13 protein-coding genes are annotated in these 16,574 nt (G+C 40.8%); 8 read left to right on the top strand and 5 right to left on the bottom strand.

Features of this window, described 5'->3' with window-relative positions; all coding sequences use genetic code 11:
• Positions 1–36: 36 nt before the first annotated feature.
• Positions 37–870, bottom strand: coding sequence for an ATP-grasp domain-containing protein (locus ACEYW6_RS22750; protein ID WP_412981544.1), 834 nt, complete (start codon positions 868–870; stop codon positions 37–39).
• Between the two features lie 36 nt (positions 871–906).
• A complete protein-coding gene (locus tag ACEYW6_RS22745; RefSeq protein WP_412981543.1) occupies positions 907–1,794 on the bottom strand; it encodes a hypothetical protein in 888 nt (295 codons plus the stop codon).
• Positions 1,795–1,928: 134 nt separating this feature from the next.
• On the opposite strand from ACEYW6_RS22745, the gene ACEYW6_RS22740 reads away from it, so the two are divergent.
• The 3 genes from ACEYW6_RS22740 (at position 1,929) to ACEYW6_RS22730 (ending at position 4,748) form a co-directional block, all read left to right on the top strand.
• Positions 1,929–2,849: a metallophosphoesterase family protein gene (locus ACEYW6_RS22740; RefSeq protein ID WP_412981542.1), complete on the top strand. Its 921-nt coding sequence runs from the start codon at positions 1,929–1,931 to the stop codon at positions 2,847–2,849.
• A 191-nt stretch (positions 2,850–3,040) separates the two neighbouring features.
• Positions 3,041–4,363, top strand: coding sequence for an MATE family efflux transporter (locus ACEYW6_RS22735; RefSeq protein WP_412981541.1), 1,323 nt, complete (start codon positions 3,041–3,043; stop codon positions 4,361–4,363).
• 91 nt (positions 4,364–4,454) lie between these two features.
• Positions 4,455–4,748 (top strand): antibiotic biosynthesis monooxygenase family protein, encoded by a 294-nt coding sequence (locus tag ACEYW6_RS22730; protein WP_412981540.1) that lies wholly within the window; start codon positions 4,455–4,457, stop codon positions 4,746–4,748.
• A 163-nt stretch (positions 4,749–4,911) separates the two neighbouring features.
• Here the strand turns inward: ACEYW6_RS22730 and pcrA are convergent, their stop codons facing one another.
• Positions 4,912–7,236, bottom strand: coding sequence for a DNA helicase PcrA (pcrA, locus tag ACEYW6_RS22725; RefSeq protein WP_412981539.1), 2,325 nt, complete (start codon positions 7,234–7,236; stop codon positions 4,912–4,914).
• Positions 7,237–7,827: 591 nt separating this feature from the next.
• Here pcrA and ACEYW6_RS22720 point away from each other — a divergent pair.
• The 3 genes from ACEYW6_RS22720 to ACEYW6_RS22710 are packed head-to-tail and all read left to right on the top strand — an operon-like array spanning position 7,828 to position 9,842.
• The gene (locus ACEYW6_RS22720; RefSeq protein ID WP_412981538.1) at positions 7,828–8,796 is read left to right on the top strand and encodes a sodium-dependent bicarbonate transport family permease; all 969 of its coding nucleotides are present in this window, start codon (positions 7,828–7,830) and stop codon (positions 8,794–8,796) included.
• Between the two features lie 4 nt (positions 8,797–8,800).
• Entirely contained in the window at positions 8,801–9,112 is a 312-nt protein-coding gene (locus ACEYW6_RS22715) for a P-II family nitrogen regulator (protein WP_412981537.1), read from the top strand.
• A gap of 28 nt (positions 9,113–9,140) precedes the next feature.
• On the top strand, positions 9,141–9,842 hold the full coding sequence (locus ACEYW6_RS22710; RefSeq protein ID WP_412981536.1) for a carbonic anhydrase: 702 nt from the start codon (positions 9,141–9,143) through the stop codon (positions 9,840–9,842).
• 83 nt (positions 9,843–9,925) lie between these two features.
• Here ACEYW6_RS22710 and ACEYW6_RS22705 read toward each other — a convergent pair whose 3' ends face one another.
• Positions 9,926–11,599: an ATP-binding protein gene (locus ACEYW6_RS22705; RefSeq protein WP_412981535.1), complete on the bottom strand. Its 1,674-nt coding sequence runs from the start codon at positions 11,597–11,599 to the stop codon at positions 9,926–9,928.
• Positions 11,600–12,667: 1,068 nt separating this feature from the next.
• On the opposite strand from ACEYW6_RS22705, the gene ACEYW6_RS22700 reads away from it, so the two are divergent.
• Positions 12,668–13,105: a CAAD domain-containing protein gene (locus tag ACEYW6_RS22700; RefSeq protein WP_190896212.1), complete on the top strand. Its 438-nt coding sequence runs from the start codon at positions 12,668–12,670 to the stop codon at positions 13,103–13,105.
• A gap of 134 nt (positions 13,106–13,239) precedes the next feature.
• Here the strand turns inward: ACEYW6_RS22700 and ACEYW6_RS22695 are convergent, their stop codons facing one another.
• Positions 13,240–14,409 carry an S-layer homology domain-containing protein gene (locus tag ACEYW6_RS22695; protein WP_412981534.1) on the bottom strand — a complete coding sequence of 390 codons (1,170 nt, stop codon included), beginning with the start codon at positions 14,407–14,409 and terminating at the stop codon, positions 13,240–13,242.
• Positions 14,410–14,871: 462 nt separating this feature from the next.
• Here ACEYW6_RS22695 and ACEYW6_RS22690 point away from each other — a divergent pair, with 462 nt between their 5' ends.
• Positions 14,872–16,230 (top strand): sensor histidine kinase, encoded by a 1,359-nt coding sequence (locus ACEYW6_RS22690; protein WP_412981533.1) that lies wholly within the window; start codon positions 14,872–14,874, stop codon positions 16,228–16,230.
• Positions 16,231–16,574 lie beyond the last annotated feature (344 nt).

Below are 16,574 nucleotides of genomic sequence, written 5' to 3'. Positions count from 1 at the left end.
AACCGAACCATCTTGCCTTTCCCCTTGTCTTTTTCTTCAATTTGAGGCTAGGCTAACGAGCATTTTTTCAAAAATTTTCAACACATGCTCCTCTCCATTGTCTCTAATAAAAATGCCAAAATTTGGGTGAGAGTTGATTTCAATTAACCAATATTGATTATCTCGATCTAATACAATATCAAAACCACCATAATCAAGGTCTAACTCTTCAAAAACTGGTTGAGCAAAATTAGCAATCTCTGACAGTATTTGTGGGTCGTTGATATACTTGGCTTTCGCACCATCCCAGTGGAGAGGACTGAGATTACCTGCAAATTTTGCATCAGTTATATCTTTTTCATAGAGAAGAACCAACTCTTTATTTAAGAAAACGGCTCTATATTCAAATTTTATGTGAATAAATTCTTGAGCGATCGCAACATAATCATACTTTTTATAATTGATATTAAAAATTTCTTTTAAAGCAGTTTCAATCTCATCTTTATTTTGGCATAAAAATACATTATCTCCACCAGCGCCAGAATTCTTTTTGACAATAACAGGTGTTTCAAAATGTTCTTTAATTTCTAATACGATATCTTGAATAGTTGGAAATTTTAAGTAAATTTTATACTGGAGTTCACAAAAAGGGGAAAGAAAACCTACTGTCCGAGGAAGTTTCACTTTTTGCTTTAAAATATGGTAAGTGTATTCCTTGTCTTTTAGGATTTGTGCTACTGCTTGATTTATTAACGGAGTACTATAATTACAAAAATAATGCTGTTTATTATTAAATTTAATTTTTAATAAGTTTTCAGCAGGATGAATAATTTCATAGCTGATATTTAAGTTTTTACAAGCTTGGAGCAATAGCGAAACGTTGTCTAACATAAATACTTAAAGTTAAACATCCAATTACGAATTATTTTAACTTGCTGTTTGCCGTTTAAAAATAACCATTTCAGTTCCAACAACTGGGTTACGCGCTATCAGCTTATCTTGGGAGTCGATAATTTCTAAATGGGTAAAATCAAGTTCTTGAGAGCGTTGTAATATCTCCGCAGCTAGTTTGTCTTGCTGAGATTCATTGAGAGTGTACCAATCATTACTAATTTTGACAGTCAAGTTACTTGTGCGGAAGTTAGCTTGAATTGACTTTATCAGACCAGAGGCAATGCGATCGCTAATTTCAGCTACCTGATTCTCAATAGCTGCAATCAAGGCTTGTTCTGGTGTCAATTCTATGGCTGGTGTTGGCGTTGGCGTGGGAATTGGTTCCGGTTCAGTTTCGGGTTCTGGCGGGGGTGTTATTTCCTGTGGTGGCTGTTGTACTTCTGGCGGTGGCGTAATTTCCTCTGGCGGCTGTGGTTCTGGTGCAACTGACTCCGGTGGAGTAGTTATGGTTGGTGTCGGTGTAGGAACCTCTTCAATCGGTGGAACAGTTGCTACTACAGTAGGTTTACCAGTAAAGACAGTTGCAGTCGTCCAAACAAGAACTACAGCAATTCCAGTAACAATTCCCATCAAAGCTGTATCTGATAACTTTGTTGACAAATTTGATGGTAAAAACAAGCGGATTGTCCTTAACAGTCCACCCCAACGCAACAGAAGCTGCTGGAAAAAACTGGGTGTTTCCTCAGTACCAGGTGGGGGTGCTGTCTCCAGTTTCTCCACCGTTACTTCTAAAACCCCAATCGTCCCTCGGAGAAGTTGGATAATTTTAGCCTTCCAAATTGACTGAACTCTCTGGTAAGGTTTTTGGGGAGGTTGATTTACCTGCTCATCCGTCGGTTTTGACTGATTGTCTTGTGACATGGAACTTTCACCAAAAGCAGCGAATCAAAGACAAACAACGTACATTATTACTGGTGCTGCCTTCTTTTGCCTTAATGTATCACTTCATTGCACATTGCTTCAGCTAAACTGACATTTATTAAATTTGGTGACTTATGAATCTAAAACGCCGTCAATTTTTATTTTTAAGTAGCCTCAGCGCCGTTGGTACAGGATTTTTCAGTTGGATGTTAGCTCATCAAAATCATCAAAGTGCTGATATTACGGATTTAACAACAGCTCTAGCCGCTAACCCAGCCAAAAAAGACTTGTTATTACGTTTTGTGTCTGTGGCTGATACAGGGACTGGGGCTAAAGGACAGTATGCTGTGGCTGGAGCAATGAACGCGTATCACAAACAAAATCCTTATGATTTAGTCGTTTTAGCTGGAGATAACATTTACAATAACGGCGAAATCGAGAAAATTAATGCAGTTTTTGAGCGTCCCTATCAAGCTTTGCTAAAGCAGGGTGTGAAATTTCAGGCTTGTTTAGGTAATCACGATATTCGTACTGCTAATGGTGATCCACAAGTCAAATATGCCGGCTTTAATATGAAAGGAAAACGCTACTATACATTTAGCCGTGGCTCTGTGCAATTTTTTGCTTTAGATACTAACAGTAATGCTGATTGGAAAAACCAGCTACCTTGGTTAGAAAAAGAATTAAGTCTTAGTAAAGCTCCTTGGAAAGTCGTATTTGGCCACCATCCAATTTATTCATCTGGTGTCTATGGGAATAATCCAGGTTTTATTAAAACTTTTACTCCTCTATTTAAAAAATACGGCGTTCAACTTTATATCAATGGTCACGAACATAATTATGAACGCACTCGTGCTATTGATGGTACAACTTATTTAATTTGTGGTGCCGGTGCAGGGAATCGTCCTGTAGGGCGTTCTGAGTGGACAGAGTATTCCACCAGTGATTTAAGTTTTGCCTCTTATGAAGTGTATAAAGATAGGATAGACGTTGCTGCGATCGCTACTGATAAGCGTGTTTTTGATAAAGGCATTATTCAATTAAAATCAGCTTAGTTATATGACTCATTAAGTGTTTCCTGCGGAACGCAGCGCGAACGAATTTAACGGGAGTCCTTTTACTCCATTAAGATAGGTTCAAGTTCCCAGGAGCAACATTTCCTGAACATGGGTTTAGATTTTGGAAAAACCCTTTGTTATTTACATCGGGTTATAAGCATATGTTTTCTGAAGTTAAAAAATGTCTCATGTTAGCCGTACCTTTGGCAGCAGCACAACTGGCTCAATCTGCAACTGCTTTTGTGGATACGGTAATGATGGGCTGGTTGGGAAGTCAGACTATTGCATCTGGAGGTTTGGCAGCTGTTCTCTCTAGTTTTTGTCTGTTGATCGTTAGTGGTATCGTTTCTGCTGTCAGTCCGTTAGCTGCCCAAGCATACGGAGCCGGAAATAGAGAAAAAGTTGGCACAATTGTCCGGCTTGGACTAGGGATATCTCTGGTACTAGGAATACCAGTTACATTGCTGCTTTACAATGGAGGTGCTTTACTACTTTTACTAGGGCAGGATGCTAACACAGTAGCAATAGCAGAGATTTATTTAAAAGCGATCGCACTGGGTTTTATTCCTGGTTTGGGCTTTGCAGTACTTAAAAGCTTTCTTTCTGCTCTGTTGCAACCGCAATTAGTGATGGTGACTGTGGTTTTGGGTACTCTGCTCAACATCACAGCTAATTATGTGTTGATGTTTGGCAAACTGGGATTTCCTGCGCTGGGTTTAGCTGGTATCGGTTGGGCAAGCACACTCTCACTTTGGAGTATGTTTCTTACTTTGGCAGTTTATATATGTAATCAGCCTCAGTTTGCAGTTTACGGTATTTTTAGAACTTTATCTAAAAAAGCTTTTCCCCTAGAGCATCGCCGGATCATTGGCGAGATTTTTCAGGTTGGATTGCCAATTGGGGGGCTGATTGCGGTCGAAGCAGGACTGTTCACCGTTGTTACCTTCGTAATAGGACGATTAGGAACAAACGCTCTTGCTGCCCATCAAATTGCTTTACAAACAATTTCAATGTCATTCCAGATTGCACTAGGCATTTCTCTAGCGACAACAGTACGTGTTGGGCAGTTAGTTGGACAGAATGACCTGCTTGCTACTCGTCTAGCTGGATATGTAGGTATTGCGATTGCAGGTCTATCTATGGGTGTAGCAGGTATTACATTTTGGTTAGTGCCAAAGTCGATTATTTCTCTTTATATTGACATCAGCGATCCAAACAATGCAGATGTGGTTGCCCTCGCGGTGAAATTGCTGGGAGTGGCAGCGATTTTTCAAATAGTTGACGGTGTGCAAGTTACTGCGGGGGGAGCATTACGCGGACTAAAAGACACTCGAATTCCGATGTTGATTGGTATTTTTGCTTATTGGTGTATTGGTTTATTCACTGGTTATACTTTCGGAACCTCGTTGGGGTATGGAGCTATTGGTCTTTGGTGGGGACTGGCTATTGGTTTAGCGATCGCTGCCATAATCATGACTTGGCGGTTTAGCAACAAAACAACTAACCACTGATAAACAAAGAAGAATTATCTGTAGCTATTAGTAAACTTATGGCTGCATATCAATTGCGTTAAAATTAGCCGAATTCTCACCACAAAACTTTATGATTCTTGAGGCAGTTATTCTTAATGTCAAATCTGGTCTAGAATTCGATTTTGAAGCTACTTTCAAAAAAGCTTCTAAAATTATTTCCTCAATGGACGGATATTTATCCCATGAATTGCATAAATGTATAGAAATCCAAGGTAAATACTTATTACTTGTAAGATGGGAAACTTTAGAATCTCATACTGTCGGATTTAGAAGTTCTGCTGAGTATCAAGAGTGGAAAAAACTTCTGCATCATTTTTATGAGCCATTTCCTACTGTTGAACACTTTGAAGAAATGAAAATATGAAAAACAAGATCCCCGACTTATTTGAAAAATCGTGGATTTGTGGCTATATGATAATACGGTTCAGTTAAGGGTTATTGGTGTAGATAATTGGTATTTTAAGACGCGATAAATCGCGTCTCTACATGAGGGTTTTGTTGCTCATTTTGAACTGTATTGGGCTATATCACTCTACTCGTTGCAACTGCGCTACTCTTGGGTCAACAATTTTTTGTCCCAAGCTGGAAAATTTAATTGCCACAGACATCTTATTACCTGTTCCAAAAACATGAGTAATTTCACCAAGTCCAAAGGTTTTATGTAGTACTCTATCGCCTACTTGCCAATTCTGTGTTGTGTCTTGTTTACTACTAGAAGTAGAGGCACTTTTAGTATAACTTTGACGACTCATGCGTTTGGTAGATAATAATTCTTCTGGTAATTCGTCGAGAAATTGCGATCGCATCGCAGGTTCACGAGAACCATACAAACGGCGTTCCCGCGCATGTGATAAATACAACCTCTCTTGGGCGCGAGTAATCCCTACATAACACAGGCGGCGTTCTTCTTCCAAAGATGCGGGATCACCCAGCGAACGGTAGCCGGGAAATAGCCCTTGTTCTAATCCCACCAAAAATACTACGGGAAATTCCAAACCTTTGGAAGCGTGCAAAGTCATCAAAGAAACGGCTGTTTGCCCTTCTTTTAAGTTATCCAAATCGGAACTAAGGGCAGCACTACTCAAAAAGTCTCGCAGGGAAACCTCTTCGTTTTCTTCTTGAAATTGCAGTGCGGCGTTGTAAAGTTCCTGGACGTTTTGTACCCGATCTGTGGCTTCATCTGTGCCTTGACTCATCAAGTCTTGAACGTAACCAGAATCTTCTAGTATTCCTTGCAAAACCTCAGTTACAGGAAGCGTGCCGATTTGTGCTTGCCAACGGCTGATCATTGCGGCAAAGTTATTTACAGCTTTTGTCGCTCGTCCAGCTAATGTATTAACTGATGTTTCATCGCTGAGTATTTCCCATAGGGTTGTCCCCAATTGTTGGGAGGCGTTCATTAAAGCATCAATAGTGGTTTTGCCAACTCCCCGCCGGGGAGTATTGATAACTCTTAATAAACTAACTGTATCAGATGGGTTAGCGATCGCTCTTAAATATGCGATGACATCTTTAATTTCTTTGCGATCGTAAAATCTCATTCCCCCCACAACTGTGTAAGGAATTTGATATTTTACCAACAATTCTTCAAATGGCCGAGATTGAGCATTTGTCCGATAAAGTATGGCAAAACTGCCCCAGTCTAACTCTGGATTTTGGTTTTCTAAAGTGCTAATTTGATTAATCACAAATGCCGCTTCTGCAAGTTCTTCATCGGCTTTGTGACAAGTAATCTGCTCACCCGGCCCCCGCGTTGCTTTTAGGATTTTATCAATCCGTTGGGTGTTATTTTCAATCAGTTCATTAGCGGCTTGCAGAATGTTTTCACAAGAACGATAGTTTTCTTCCAGCTTAACCATCGTTCGAGTGTCATCATCTACTAAACCATCACCAAAATCTTCCTGAAATCCCAGCAAGATGGTGAAATCTGCCATCCGAAAGCTGTAAATTGATTGATCTGCATCGCCAACGACGAAAACTGAGCGATTTTCCCATTCCCATTCGCTCTTTTTGGTTTCGGCATTAGTAACTAATAAATTAATAAGTTGATACTGAGTGCGGTTAGTATCCTGATATTCATCTACGAGAATATGGCGAAACTTGCGATGCCAATAACCCAAAACTTGCTCATTTTGCTGAAATAATCTAGTCGGTACGAGAATTAGATCGTCAAAGTCGAGAGCGTTGTTTTCTGCTAATTTATCTTGATATAAATTGTAGACTTGGGCAATTACCCGTCCGCGATAATTTGGTTGATCTTGCTCAAATTCTTGGGGCGATAAGCCTTGATTTTTAGCGTTACTAATAGCGTAGCGGACAGAGCGAGCGTCAAACTTTTTATCGTCTAAATTTAACTGTTTATTGACGATTTCTTTAATCAGAGTCATCACATCTGATTCGTCAAAGATAGAGAAATTGCGATTCCAACGCCGTCCTTTTTCGTCTACGTATTTTTCAATATCAAAGCGGAGAATGCGAGAAAATAGACTGTGGAAAGTGCCACACCACAAATCTTTGATAGTGCTTTTGTAAACTTGCGATCGCAGTTGTGTTTGTTGGTATTCTGTCAACAAATCCAACCGCTGACCGTGTTGTTTCATAGCCAGTTGTTCAGCAAACAGCCGTTGAATCCGTTCTTTCATCTCCCGCGCGGCTTTGTTAGTAAAAGTAACCGCCAAGATATTTTCTGGATCAACACGGTGTTTCAGAATCAGATTGGCAATGCGATAAGTCAGCGCTCGTGTTTTACCGGAACCTGCGCCAGCAACAACTAGCAACGGGCCGCAGTAATGTTCGACGGCTTGACGTTGGCTAGGGTTAAGGTGACTGAGAAAGTCGATGGTTGTTGTCATGGATGTGAAAAAGCGATTGCCTGGCGTCACATCAATAGAGAGTTGCTATTGCCCAGGTTACAATATCCTAACGAAACTTGGTCAATAAAGATTGTGTGGCAATCTTCTTAACCAGAATGGTACTGTATCATGATTTATATTGTTGTAAATCAAAAAATACTGAGATTTAGGCAAGGTTTGTGTTGTGGCAATTCATGATTGCCATGACAAGACGTTAACTTTTCTACATAGATAAGTTAGCGACCAGTTATTCCTGCGCGTTCTGTCGTAAAATCAGCGACGAGGAATCAAACATCATAAAAATACTGGGCAAGCTCTCACTTGTTCTGTTGTCAACAGTAGGGGCAATTCATGAATTGCCCCTAAAGATTTTCGTAGAGACACGGCAATGTTCCATAGCCCGTGGTTTATTTACTTGAAAAACACTGTAATACCTAACCGAGAGTATTGTCACCAATAGGACTATTCACTCCTTAAGTGCCCAATTGACATTGGGTAGCAATACACGATAAATGATGATTCAACCGTTAAATTTTTCAAAATGAAAAATTTCTTTAATTGCAGGTTTAACCAGTATAAAGAGGGGTGGATATGGATTTTAGCTTAATTGTATCCAACATTTTGAATCCGCCAATCCTGTTTTTCTTTTTAGGCATGACTGCGGTTTTTGTCAAGTCTGATCTAGAAATTCCCCCACCAGTGCCCAAACTCCTTTCGTTGTATTTGCTGTTTGCCATTGGTTTTAAAGGAGGGGTAGAACTAATCAAAAGCGGACTTAATCAGGAAGTGATTCTAACACTCCTGGCAGCAATGATGATGGCTTGTTTTGTTCCAATTTACACCTTTTTTATCTTAAAGTGGAAACTGGATACTTACGATGCAGCGGCGATCGCAGCAACCTACGGTTCTATCAGTGCCGTCACTTTCATCACTGCTGGCGCTTTTCTTAGTGAGCTTGGTATTCAGTATGATGGCTATATGGTAGCAGCTCTGGCCCTGATGGAATCTCCGGCGATCATTGTTGGTCTGATCTTGGTGAGTATATTCACCGCCGATGAAAAGCGAGAGTTTGCTTGGTCGGAAGTTTTGCAAGAAGCATTTCTTAATAGTTCAGTTTTTCTACTAGTTGGTAGCCTGTTAATCGGTGTCTTGACAGGAGAACGTGGTTGGCACGTATTAGAACCCTTTGCTCAAGGGTTGTTTTATGGCATTCTCACCTTCTTTTTACTGGATATGGGACTGGTGGCTGCCAGAAGAATTAAAGACTTACAAAAAACCGGAGTTTTCCTGATTTTATTTGCCATACTAATTCCTATACTCAATGCAGGCATTGGGTTAGTGATTGCCAAATTCATCGGTATGCCTCCGGGAAATTCGCTGTTATTCGCTGTATTGTGTGCCAGTGCTTCTTACATTGCTGTCCCGGCGGCGATGCGGATGACTGTTCCCGAAGCAAATCCCAGCCTGTATGTTTCTACCGCTCTAGCAGTCACATTTCCGTTCAATATTATTGTGGGAATTCCGCTATATCTCTACGGAATTAACCTATTTTGGAGGTAATAATATGCACGTAGTTAAAAAGATAGAAATTATCGCCAACTCCTTTGAGCTTGCCAAAATTTTAGAGAGTTTAGATAAGTCGGGTGTACATAGCCATGCCGTAATCCGCAATGTAGTTGGTAAGGGATTACGAGGAACGACAGAAGATTTAGACATGACCATGCTTGATAATGTTTACATTCTCGCATTTTGTATGCCAGAAGAACTCAAGCGTGTTGTCGAAAATATCAGACCAGTCCTCAATAAGTTCGGAGGTACTTGCTACGTTTCCGATGTGATGGAAATTCGCTCTGTCAGATGTATCGCGTCAATGTAAGAGAGTTATAAATTCAATGAAGCATTTCATGGAACGTCGTGACTTTTTAAAGTTAGGAATGACCGGGGCGTTTGGGATGATGCTATCTGCCAGCGATTTACTCTGGCGGGTAGAACAGGCTACAGCTGACGAAAAGCACCCAGCCCCCACTCAATCCCTCAGCCCCGATGCCGCATTGCAAAAGCTGATGGAGGGGAATCAGCGATTTGTTCAGCATCAACCCCAATACCCCGATCAATCTGCACTGCGGTTGCAAGAAGTTGCTCAAGCTCAACATCCATTTGCAACTATTCTGAGTTGTGCGGATTCACGAGTCCCCGCAGAAATTGTTTTTGATCAGGGCATCGGAGATATCTTTGATATTCGGATTGCTGGAAATATTGCCACACATGAAGCGATCGGCAGTATTGAATATGCGATTGTCTTGTTAGGTTCTCCGCTGTTGATGGTGATGGGTCATGAGCGTTGTGGGGCTGTAACCGCAGCTGTACAAAACGAATCGTTACCTGGTGATATCAGTACTTTTGTTCAGGCAATTAAGCCAGCACTGAAAAAGGTTAAGAATAAGCCGGGTGATGCGGTTGAGAATGCTGTGGCGGCCAATGTGCAATATCAAATTGAACGGTTGAAGCACTCAAAGCTTTTAAATGAGCAATTGGAATCGGGCAAATTGAAAATTGTAGGGGGTCGTTACGATTTGGATACAGGCAAGGTAATAATTATTACTTAGTTTGGCAAAGATTAAATTTCAGACAGTAGCGATCGCTTTTAGTTTTCCTATCAAAGATAATGGCGATCGCACTTCCACTCAGTTTATTCCTGCACAGTCATTGGCAGACGAATGGTGAAAGTAGAGCCAATTCCCGGATGACTTTTGACAATAATTTCACCACCCATCATCTGGCAAAAGTGGCGGCTAATTGCTAAACCCAGTCCCGTACCTCCATACTTTTTCGTAGTCGAGGTATCTCCTTGTGTAAAAGGTTGAAATAACTGCTGTTGTTGACGTTGAGACATACCTATGCCTGTGTCAGTAACAGTGAAAGTAATCATACCCAAGGGAGCCTCCGGTCGGAATTCATTCTTTTCTCTATTAACAGTCAGCGTCACCTTGCCGTTTGTAGTGAACTTACCTGCGTTGCTTAGTAAGTTTAATAACACCTGCCGCATCCTAGTTTGATCGGCGTACATGATGCCAAGTTGATCATCAAAATGCACTTCTAAAACATTGGCATTTTTTTCTATAGCTGGTTTGACTGTGAGGACAACATTATGAATCAGCGTCGCAATCTCGAATGTCTCTGGATAGAGAGTCATTTTCCCCGCTTCAATTTTTGACAAGTCGAGGATTTCGTTGATCAAGTGCAGTAGATGTTTACCAGCAGCATTAATTGTCTCTAAGTCTGTGATAAAATCTCCCGATAAGCCGAGATCGGTAGCGTCGTCTTCTAGAAGTTGGCTCAAGCCAATCACAGCATTTAATGGTGTGCGTAATTCGTGGCTGACATTGGCCAGAAATACGCTTTTTGCCTTGCTAGCAGCTTCGGCTAATTCTTTAGCTTGTTGTAGTTCTTTTGTTCGCTGAGATACTCGCTCAATCAGACGATTTAGAGATTTGGCAAGTAGCCCAATTTCATCTTCAGTGGTGACGGGCGCTCGTAAATCGAAATTAGATTTCCTTGCAACTTGCTCTGCTACTTGGGTGACAGTGATAACTGGTTCAGCGATCGCCCGACTGGTGCGCCATGCGACAATGGCTGCGATCGCTACCGAAACCAGCATACTCATAATTACAATGAATCGCTCAACTACTTTTGCCTGCTCAACGGCTTTTTGCCTTTCTTGCTCTTGATCTTCAGCAGTTTGCAAGATGTTAGTCAAGCTTTGAGAAAGCTGGTCTAGCCGGATGGCTGTTTCACCACGCATAATTGTCAATAACTGCGATCGGGCAGAGGAAATCTGCTGAGGCTGCACTTTTTGGGAGTCAACTTCCTTTAAGACGACCTCGATTTGGTCAACGTAAGCTTTTAAATTATTTTTGTAATCCAGCAATAAAGTCTGTAAAGTCGAACTTGTTGCTGCTAGTCTTTTAGGCTTACTCTCGATAAATCCGGCAATTTTTGACTCTAGTTGCTTGGCTTTTTCAACATTCTTCAGAAAATCGGCTTTTTTGTTTTGTAGCTGTTGTGAATTTTCCAATACAGCAACTAGGTTAGAGCTATGTAATTGTGCCCCTACTACTGCATCTTTATAATTGCTCAGTAGTTGTCCTTGTTCATAGGCTTGATTGAATTGCCTGACTTCCCTTCCTCGGTAGTAGTTGGCAATCACTAACCCAGTCAGTGAGCCAAAAAATCCAATTCCGATAGCTACAAAGTACCCATAGCCAATTTTTTGATGGATGCGCCAAGAACTGGCTTTGAGTTTCCCTCGTGAGGGAAATTCTATAGTAGGGAGTTCGTCTGTCGATGGCTCTTCGGCTGACACTTTTTTGCTTTCTGAACTGCTGTCGCGAGGGGTTGGCTTTTGAGGAAGGCATTTCTCAAACCTCCTGGCCTTCCCACAAAAATCACCAAGTCAGTCTAGCTTATGCAAACACTTTAATTGGTGATTAACATCTACATTATCTTCTTTTATAGCAATAGAAAATCATTGCTTACTAGATAATTAGCATAACCTTATAGAGTATAAGTAGTTTTGATAGCAATTTTGCTAAGTACACTTACTGATAGCGAGTAGAATTCACATTTTTTAGCAACACCGAATTAGTTTACTGCACTAAAGACTTATCTGAGACCGTCTTCTCCTTACTACAACACTTTTCTCAATATTCGGTTGATAGCAATGAGTTGTTGCCATCAGGTACGCCACTACTCTAACTTACTGCTTCCTTATAAAATTAATACAATCAGGAAAAAAACAAAAGCTTTGATATTCGTTGGGCATTGGGAAGCCAGTGCGTTGGGCGGGCAATACCCGACTTGTACTCCTATGGAGAAGCAAATGGCTTCATGGGGCATTAGGTATTGGTTATTTCTCCCTCATCCCCAGGCGCGTATATCATAAAATAGTTATACAGTCTAGTCTATGTGAATACACAAAAACTTTTATTCCGTATTAATATCAATACGAATGCGTTAATTGACGAACGCGGCTTAAGATAGCTTTAATATCAGCTAAAATCGGCTTTTAGGCTTATATAAATGAGAGGTAGGCTGATTTTTGCCTGATTTGTACTTAGATTTAGTACGATTATGAGCAAATGACACAGAATGGGATAATCACAACCTGAGGATTCCAGTTGATTCAAAAAAGAACTCAGAAAGCTGATTATAATACATCCTGCTGCCTTCTAAGTTCTATCCTCCTACTGACTGTCTACCTTGTAGTTGATGCAGTAGATATTACGGGGCAATTATAGTTATAGGACACTAAAACCCTTTTGTGCCCTTTACTCAATTGTACTGATGCACTTGTGCATTACCTAATCAACAGCCTTTTGGTTGTAATTATCCAGATTAAAAAAACTCAACTGTCAAATTTATGGGAGTGAAAATGCCAGAACAAGAATTTACTGAAACCGCATCCAAAGAGACTACAGTGGCAGAAATCAACAGCCAAACGGGAACCATTACCAAACTCCAGCCTCCCGCCCAGTCTCAAGACGAATGGCTAAAATACGGGGAGCAAATTTCTAGCTTTTTAGCAACATTGCCAGAATATCTCGGAAGCTTCTTTAATCAATATAAGCAACCCCTGGTCACTGTTGGTTTAATTGTGGGATCAATTGTTGGGGTTAAAGTACTCTTGGCAATATTAGATGCTTTGAATGATATCCCCTTGGTAGCTCCTACTTTTGAGTTGATTGGTATTGGTTACTCTGCCTGGTTTGTTTACCGCTATTTACTCAAAGCCTCAACCAGGAAAGAGTTAACTAGTGAAATCACCACTCTTAAATCACAAGTGGTTGGTAAACAAATTCCAGAAGCTTAATATCTGACTATCGCTTCTCTACGAGACTCTAGGCGTAGCTTGCTCGTGTGTAGGAGTACGCTCTAATTCCCAATCACCGAAGTCTGATCGCCGACTTCCAGCGATCAGACTTCTCTCAAAATTCTCTACGAAGTTCATTGAGACGAACCACCAGCGGACAATTTACCCTTTAGGTTCGGTTTTATAGTCTGCGAAAGTTCTGGAGATACTTTGGGCAATGCCTGCGACGGGCTACGCCTACGCACAATGTTTTGAGATGAAATTCCCTCTAGCTTGCCCCGTTTTACTAAAGCTTGATGAATCATCGCCGCCACTTCAGCCCGACTAGCTACTTTGTTGGGAGCAAGAATTTGAGGATTTGGATAGTTAACGACCAGACCATTGGCTGTAGCAGCAGCTATTTTGCTATCAGCATAGGTTGGAATATCTTTAGCATCTTTATAGACACTTAAAATCTGATTTGGAGAAGTGGGTGCTTTCAAATTCAACCCACTAACAAGGGCAACTAAAACTTGCACTCGCGTAATATTTTGTTGTGGTTTGAAGGTTTTTTTCGGGTAGCCTTTGAGAAATCCGGCACTGATAGCTTGGTCAATTGCTGGAGTAGCCCAGAATTTTGCTGGTACATCTTGAAATGCGATCGCAGTCTTAGTAAGTTCTTGGTCAAAAGCTTTTTGCAGGATAGCAGCAAATTCAGCGCGGTTTACAGGCTGATTTGGTCTAAAAGAATAATCAGGAAACCCCTTGAGAATCCCACGGGAAGAAAGAACGTCTATAAAACGCCGACCCCAGAAGTTATTGGGCACATCGCTAAATGCTATTGGCGGCGGAATAATAGATTTTTGTTTTGCTGGAGTTACTAAAGGCAATGCTGATGATGTAATTGATGGCTCAAGCCCTGCTGAAGAGGATACAGGTGTCTGTGGTTGTGGGGATTGAGTTAGGATTACCTCAGCAGATGGTAAGACTGCGCGAGAAGAAGTTGCGTTGTTAGTTGACAATGCAGGTGTCTTGGGTTCCACAACAGCCTCAGGTGGAGATGACGGCAAAATGTTGTTGGGGGCTGCATTTGGTTCTACCTTGGGAGTCGGGGAGGGCAATATTTGATTTGGCTGAACACTAGGAGACGGAGTAGAGGAAGGCGAAAGCAGCCCGTTTAAGTTCCAGCTAGAATCCCTGCGGGACAATGACCAAAAAAGAATCGCTCCGATAGTGGTGAAGGCAACCAGAATGGCTATAAATTCATCAAAGCCAAGGGCAGTTCTTTGGGATGACTCCGGTTCGGAAGGAGGTCTATTTGTCATCGTGATTACCCTGGTAGCAGTAAAATTTGTGTCTAAACAAATTAAGCCACAGATGACTCTTTTACACCACCCCTTTTTTAATTCGTAATTCGTAATTCGTAATGACGCTCGCGGACTCGCTACCGCTACGCTAACGTAATTCGTAATACTCGCCTCCGACGAGAAGCAAGCTACGTAATTCGTAATTTATAGCAAAATATTAAGCTTCTGGTTCAACGCGGAGGGATGTCTAACGACAAGCCGGCAGATGATAGGCTCTTTGAAGCGTGAAGCTAACACGAACGTGCTATCGGACTGATTATAAATCGCACGCCAATAGCTTCCAGTTGCCTTAGAACGATTTTCACCCTGATACAACACTTGTTTTACTAGATACCTAAACTGAAACCGCATATTACAGGGTGGCAGAATGTAAAATATTAACTTATTGTTTACCTGTCTTTGTAAAAATCAGGGTGTCTAGTGTCAGAAGAATTCAGTAGCCAAATCTTACCGCCATTTGTGTCTCTTGGTAGCGATCGCGATCTCGATTTAGATTCAACTCTCCAAGAACTACCAATGTACAACTTCCCAGTGGAAATCAATCACACTGGTATGGAAGTGGCTAGTTTTTTGGAAAAATACCCCCAGCTACCAGGAGTAATTTTGGTAGAACAGGGAAAGTTCTTTGGGATGATTTCGCGGCGGCGACTGCTGGAATTTTTGATTCGCCCCTATGGACAAGAGTTATTTGTTCAGCAACCATTAGCCGTTCTCTACAGCTATACGCGGATACCAATTTTGTTGCTTGCTGATACAACATCGATTTTAACTGCGATGCAACTTAGCTTAAAGCGATCGCCAGAATTTTTAGCAGAACCAATTGTAGTACAAACAGAATCTGGTGCTTATAGGTTGTTAGATGTCCAAGAATTGAATATTATTTCTTGGCAAATTCGAGGAATCGACAATCTGGTGCGGTATGAACGCAGCCAAGCCCAAATGATTCAAAATGATAAAATGGCAAATCTGGGACGTTTGGTAGATGGCGTAGCGCACGAAATTTTAGACCCAGTGGGTTTTATTTGGGGGAATATAACTTATGTTTCCAACTACAGCCAAGATTTACTCAAGCTGATAGCAGCTTACGATCAAGAGTTACCATCAGTTTCCCAGGCAATTAATCTTCTTAAAGAAGAGATTGAATTTGATTTTTTAGAACAAGATTTGTCGCGATCGCTTGCTAGTATCCGCACTGGAGCAGAAAGATTAAAAAAACTTGTCACCAGTTTACAAAACTTTTGTCATATCGATGAGCTTTATCCCAAACCAGTAGATTTACATGCTTGTATAGATAGTATTATTTTATTAATTAATAGCCGTCTTCAAGGAGAAATTGAAATCGTCAAATACTACGGTCAATTACCTCCAGTCTATTGCTTTATGGGGCAAATAAACCAGGTTATGATGAATATTTTCGGCGAAGTTGTAGATACTTTACTCAATGAAGCAGTGCGACAGTCTTTGCATATAGAAGATACAAAAACTATTCAAAAACCTCGAATTGAAATTACTACAGAAGTAATTTCGCAAGAAGCAAGTAACCCAAATGCACCAGATTCTCGTTGGATATTAATTCGCATTGCTGACAATGGCCCTGGAATGTCTCAAGAATTGCAACAGCAAATTATGGAGTCTTTTTCTCTGGAAACAAAGAATAGTAAAAATACCAGTTTAGCAGTAAGTTATCGAATTATCACCGTGAAACATGGTGGTAAATTAAATTTCCATTCCCAGATTGGTATAGGTACAAAATTTGAAATATTGTTACCTCTGGTGTAGTAATATGCTTTTAGAAAAGTGTTACACATATTAACACTTTTTTCTAATAAACGTTTGCTCAAATACTGATTTTTAAATCAGCACGAAATCGTGTTGTAATTATTCTTTTATAAGTTTAAGAGATAAAGTGAATTGGCTAAAAAAAAGTATTTGGGTACAGCAAATCTTCCTGTACCCAAATAGCAAGACTAAAGCGTTATTAGACTACCTTTGTCAACAATCAGGGAAGCTTTCAATGGGGTTTATTTTACTCGTTAAACGCTTTTTAAAACAGGCAATTTGTTAACGGGTAAGTTTGATTTAGCGTAGTTTACTCTGTCCGCAGAATCTCAGTCCCTTCAGGG

The sequence above is a fragment of the Nostoc sp. UIC 10607 genome (assembly GCF_047228265.1).
Lineage (GTDB): Bacteria > Cyanobacteriota > Cyanobacteriia > Cyanobacteriales > Nostocaceae > Nostoc > Nostoc foliaceum_A.
This window is presented reverse-complemented; position numbering and strand designations above follow the sequence as displayed.

Excerpts from the sequence above, each read along its gene's own strand:
- ACEYW6_RS22710 (WP_412981536.1), top strand. The coding sequence starts at position 9,141 with ATGGAACGTCGTGACTTTTTAAAGTTAGGAATGACCGGGGCGTTTGGG.
- pcrA (WP_412981539.1), bottom strand. The coding sequence starts at position 7,236 with ATGACAACAACCATCGACTTTCTCAGTCACCTTAACCCTAGCCAACGT.
- ACEYW6_RS22715 (WP_412981537.1), top strand. The coding sequence starts at position 8,801 with ATGCACGTAGTTAAAAAGATAGAAATTATCGCCAACTCCTTTGAGCTT.
- ACEYW6_RS22730 (WP_412981540.1), top strand. The coding sequence starts at position 4,455 with ATGATTCTTGAGGCAGTTATTCTTAATGTCAAATCTGGTCTAGAATTC.
- ACEYW6_RS22700 (WP_190896212.1), top strand. The coding sequence starts at position 12,668 with ATGCCAGAACAAGAATTTACTGAAACCGCATCCAAAGAGACTACAGTG.
- ACEYW6_RS22750 (WP_412981544.1), bottom strand. The coding sequence starts at position 870 with ATGTTAGACAACGTTTCGCTATTGCTCCAAGCTTGTAAAAACTTAAAT.
- ACEYW6_RS22745 (WP_412981543.1), bottom strand. The coding sequence starts at position 1,794 with ATGTCACAAGACAATCAGTCAAAACCGACGGATGAGCAGGTAAATCAA.
- ACEYW6_RS22735 (WP_412981541.1), top strand. The coding sequence starts at position 3,041 with ATGTTAGCCGTACCTTTGGCAGCAGCACAACTGGCTCAATCTGCAACT.
- ACEYW6_RS22720 (WP_412981538.1), top strand. The coding sequence starts at position 7,828 with ATGGATTTTAGCTTAATTGTATCCAACATTTTGAATCCGCCAATCCTG.
- ACEYW6_RS22740 (WP_412981542.1), top strand. The coding sequence starts at position 1,929 with ATGAATCTAAAACGCCGTCAATTTTTATTTTTAAGTAGCCTCAGCGCC.
- ACEYW6_RS22695 (WP_412981534.1), bottom strand. The coding sequence starts at position 14,409 with ATGACAAATAGACCTCCTTCCGAACCGGAGTCATCCCAAAGAACTGCC.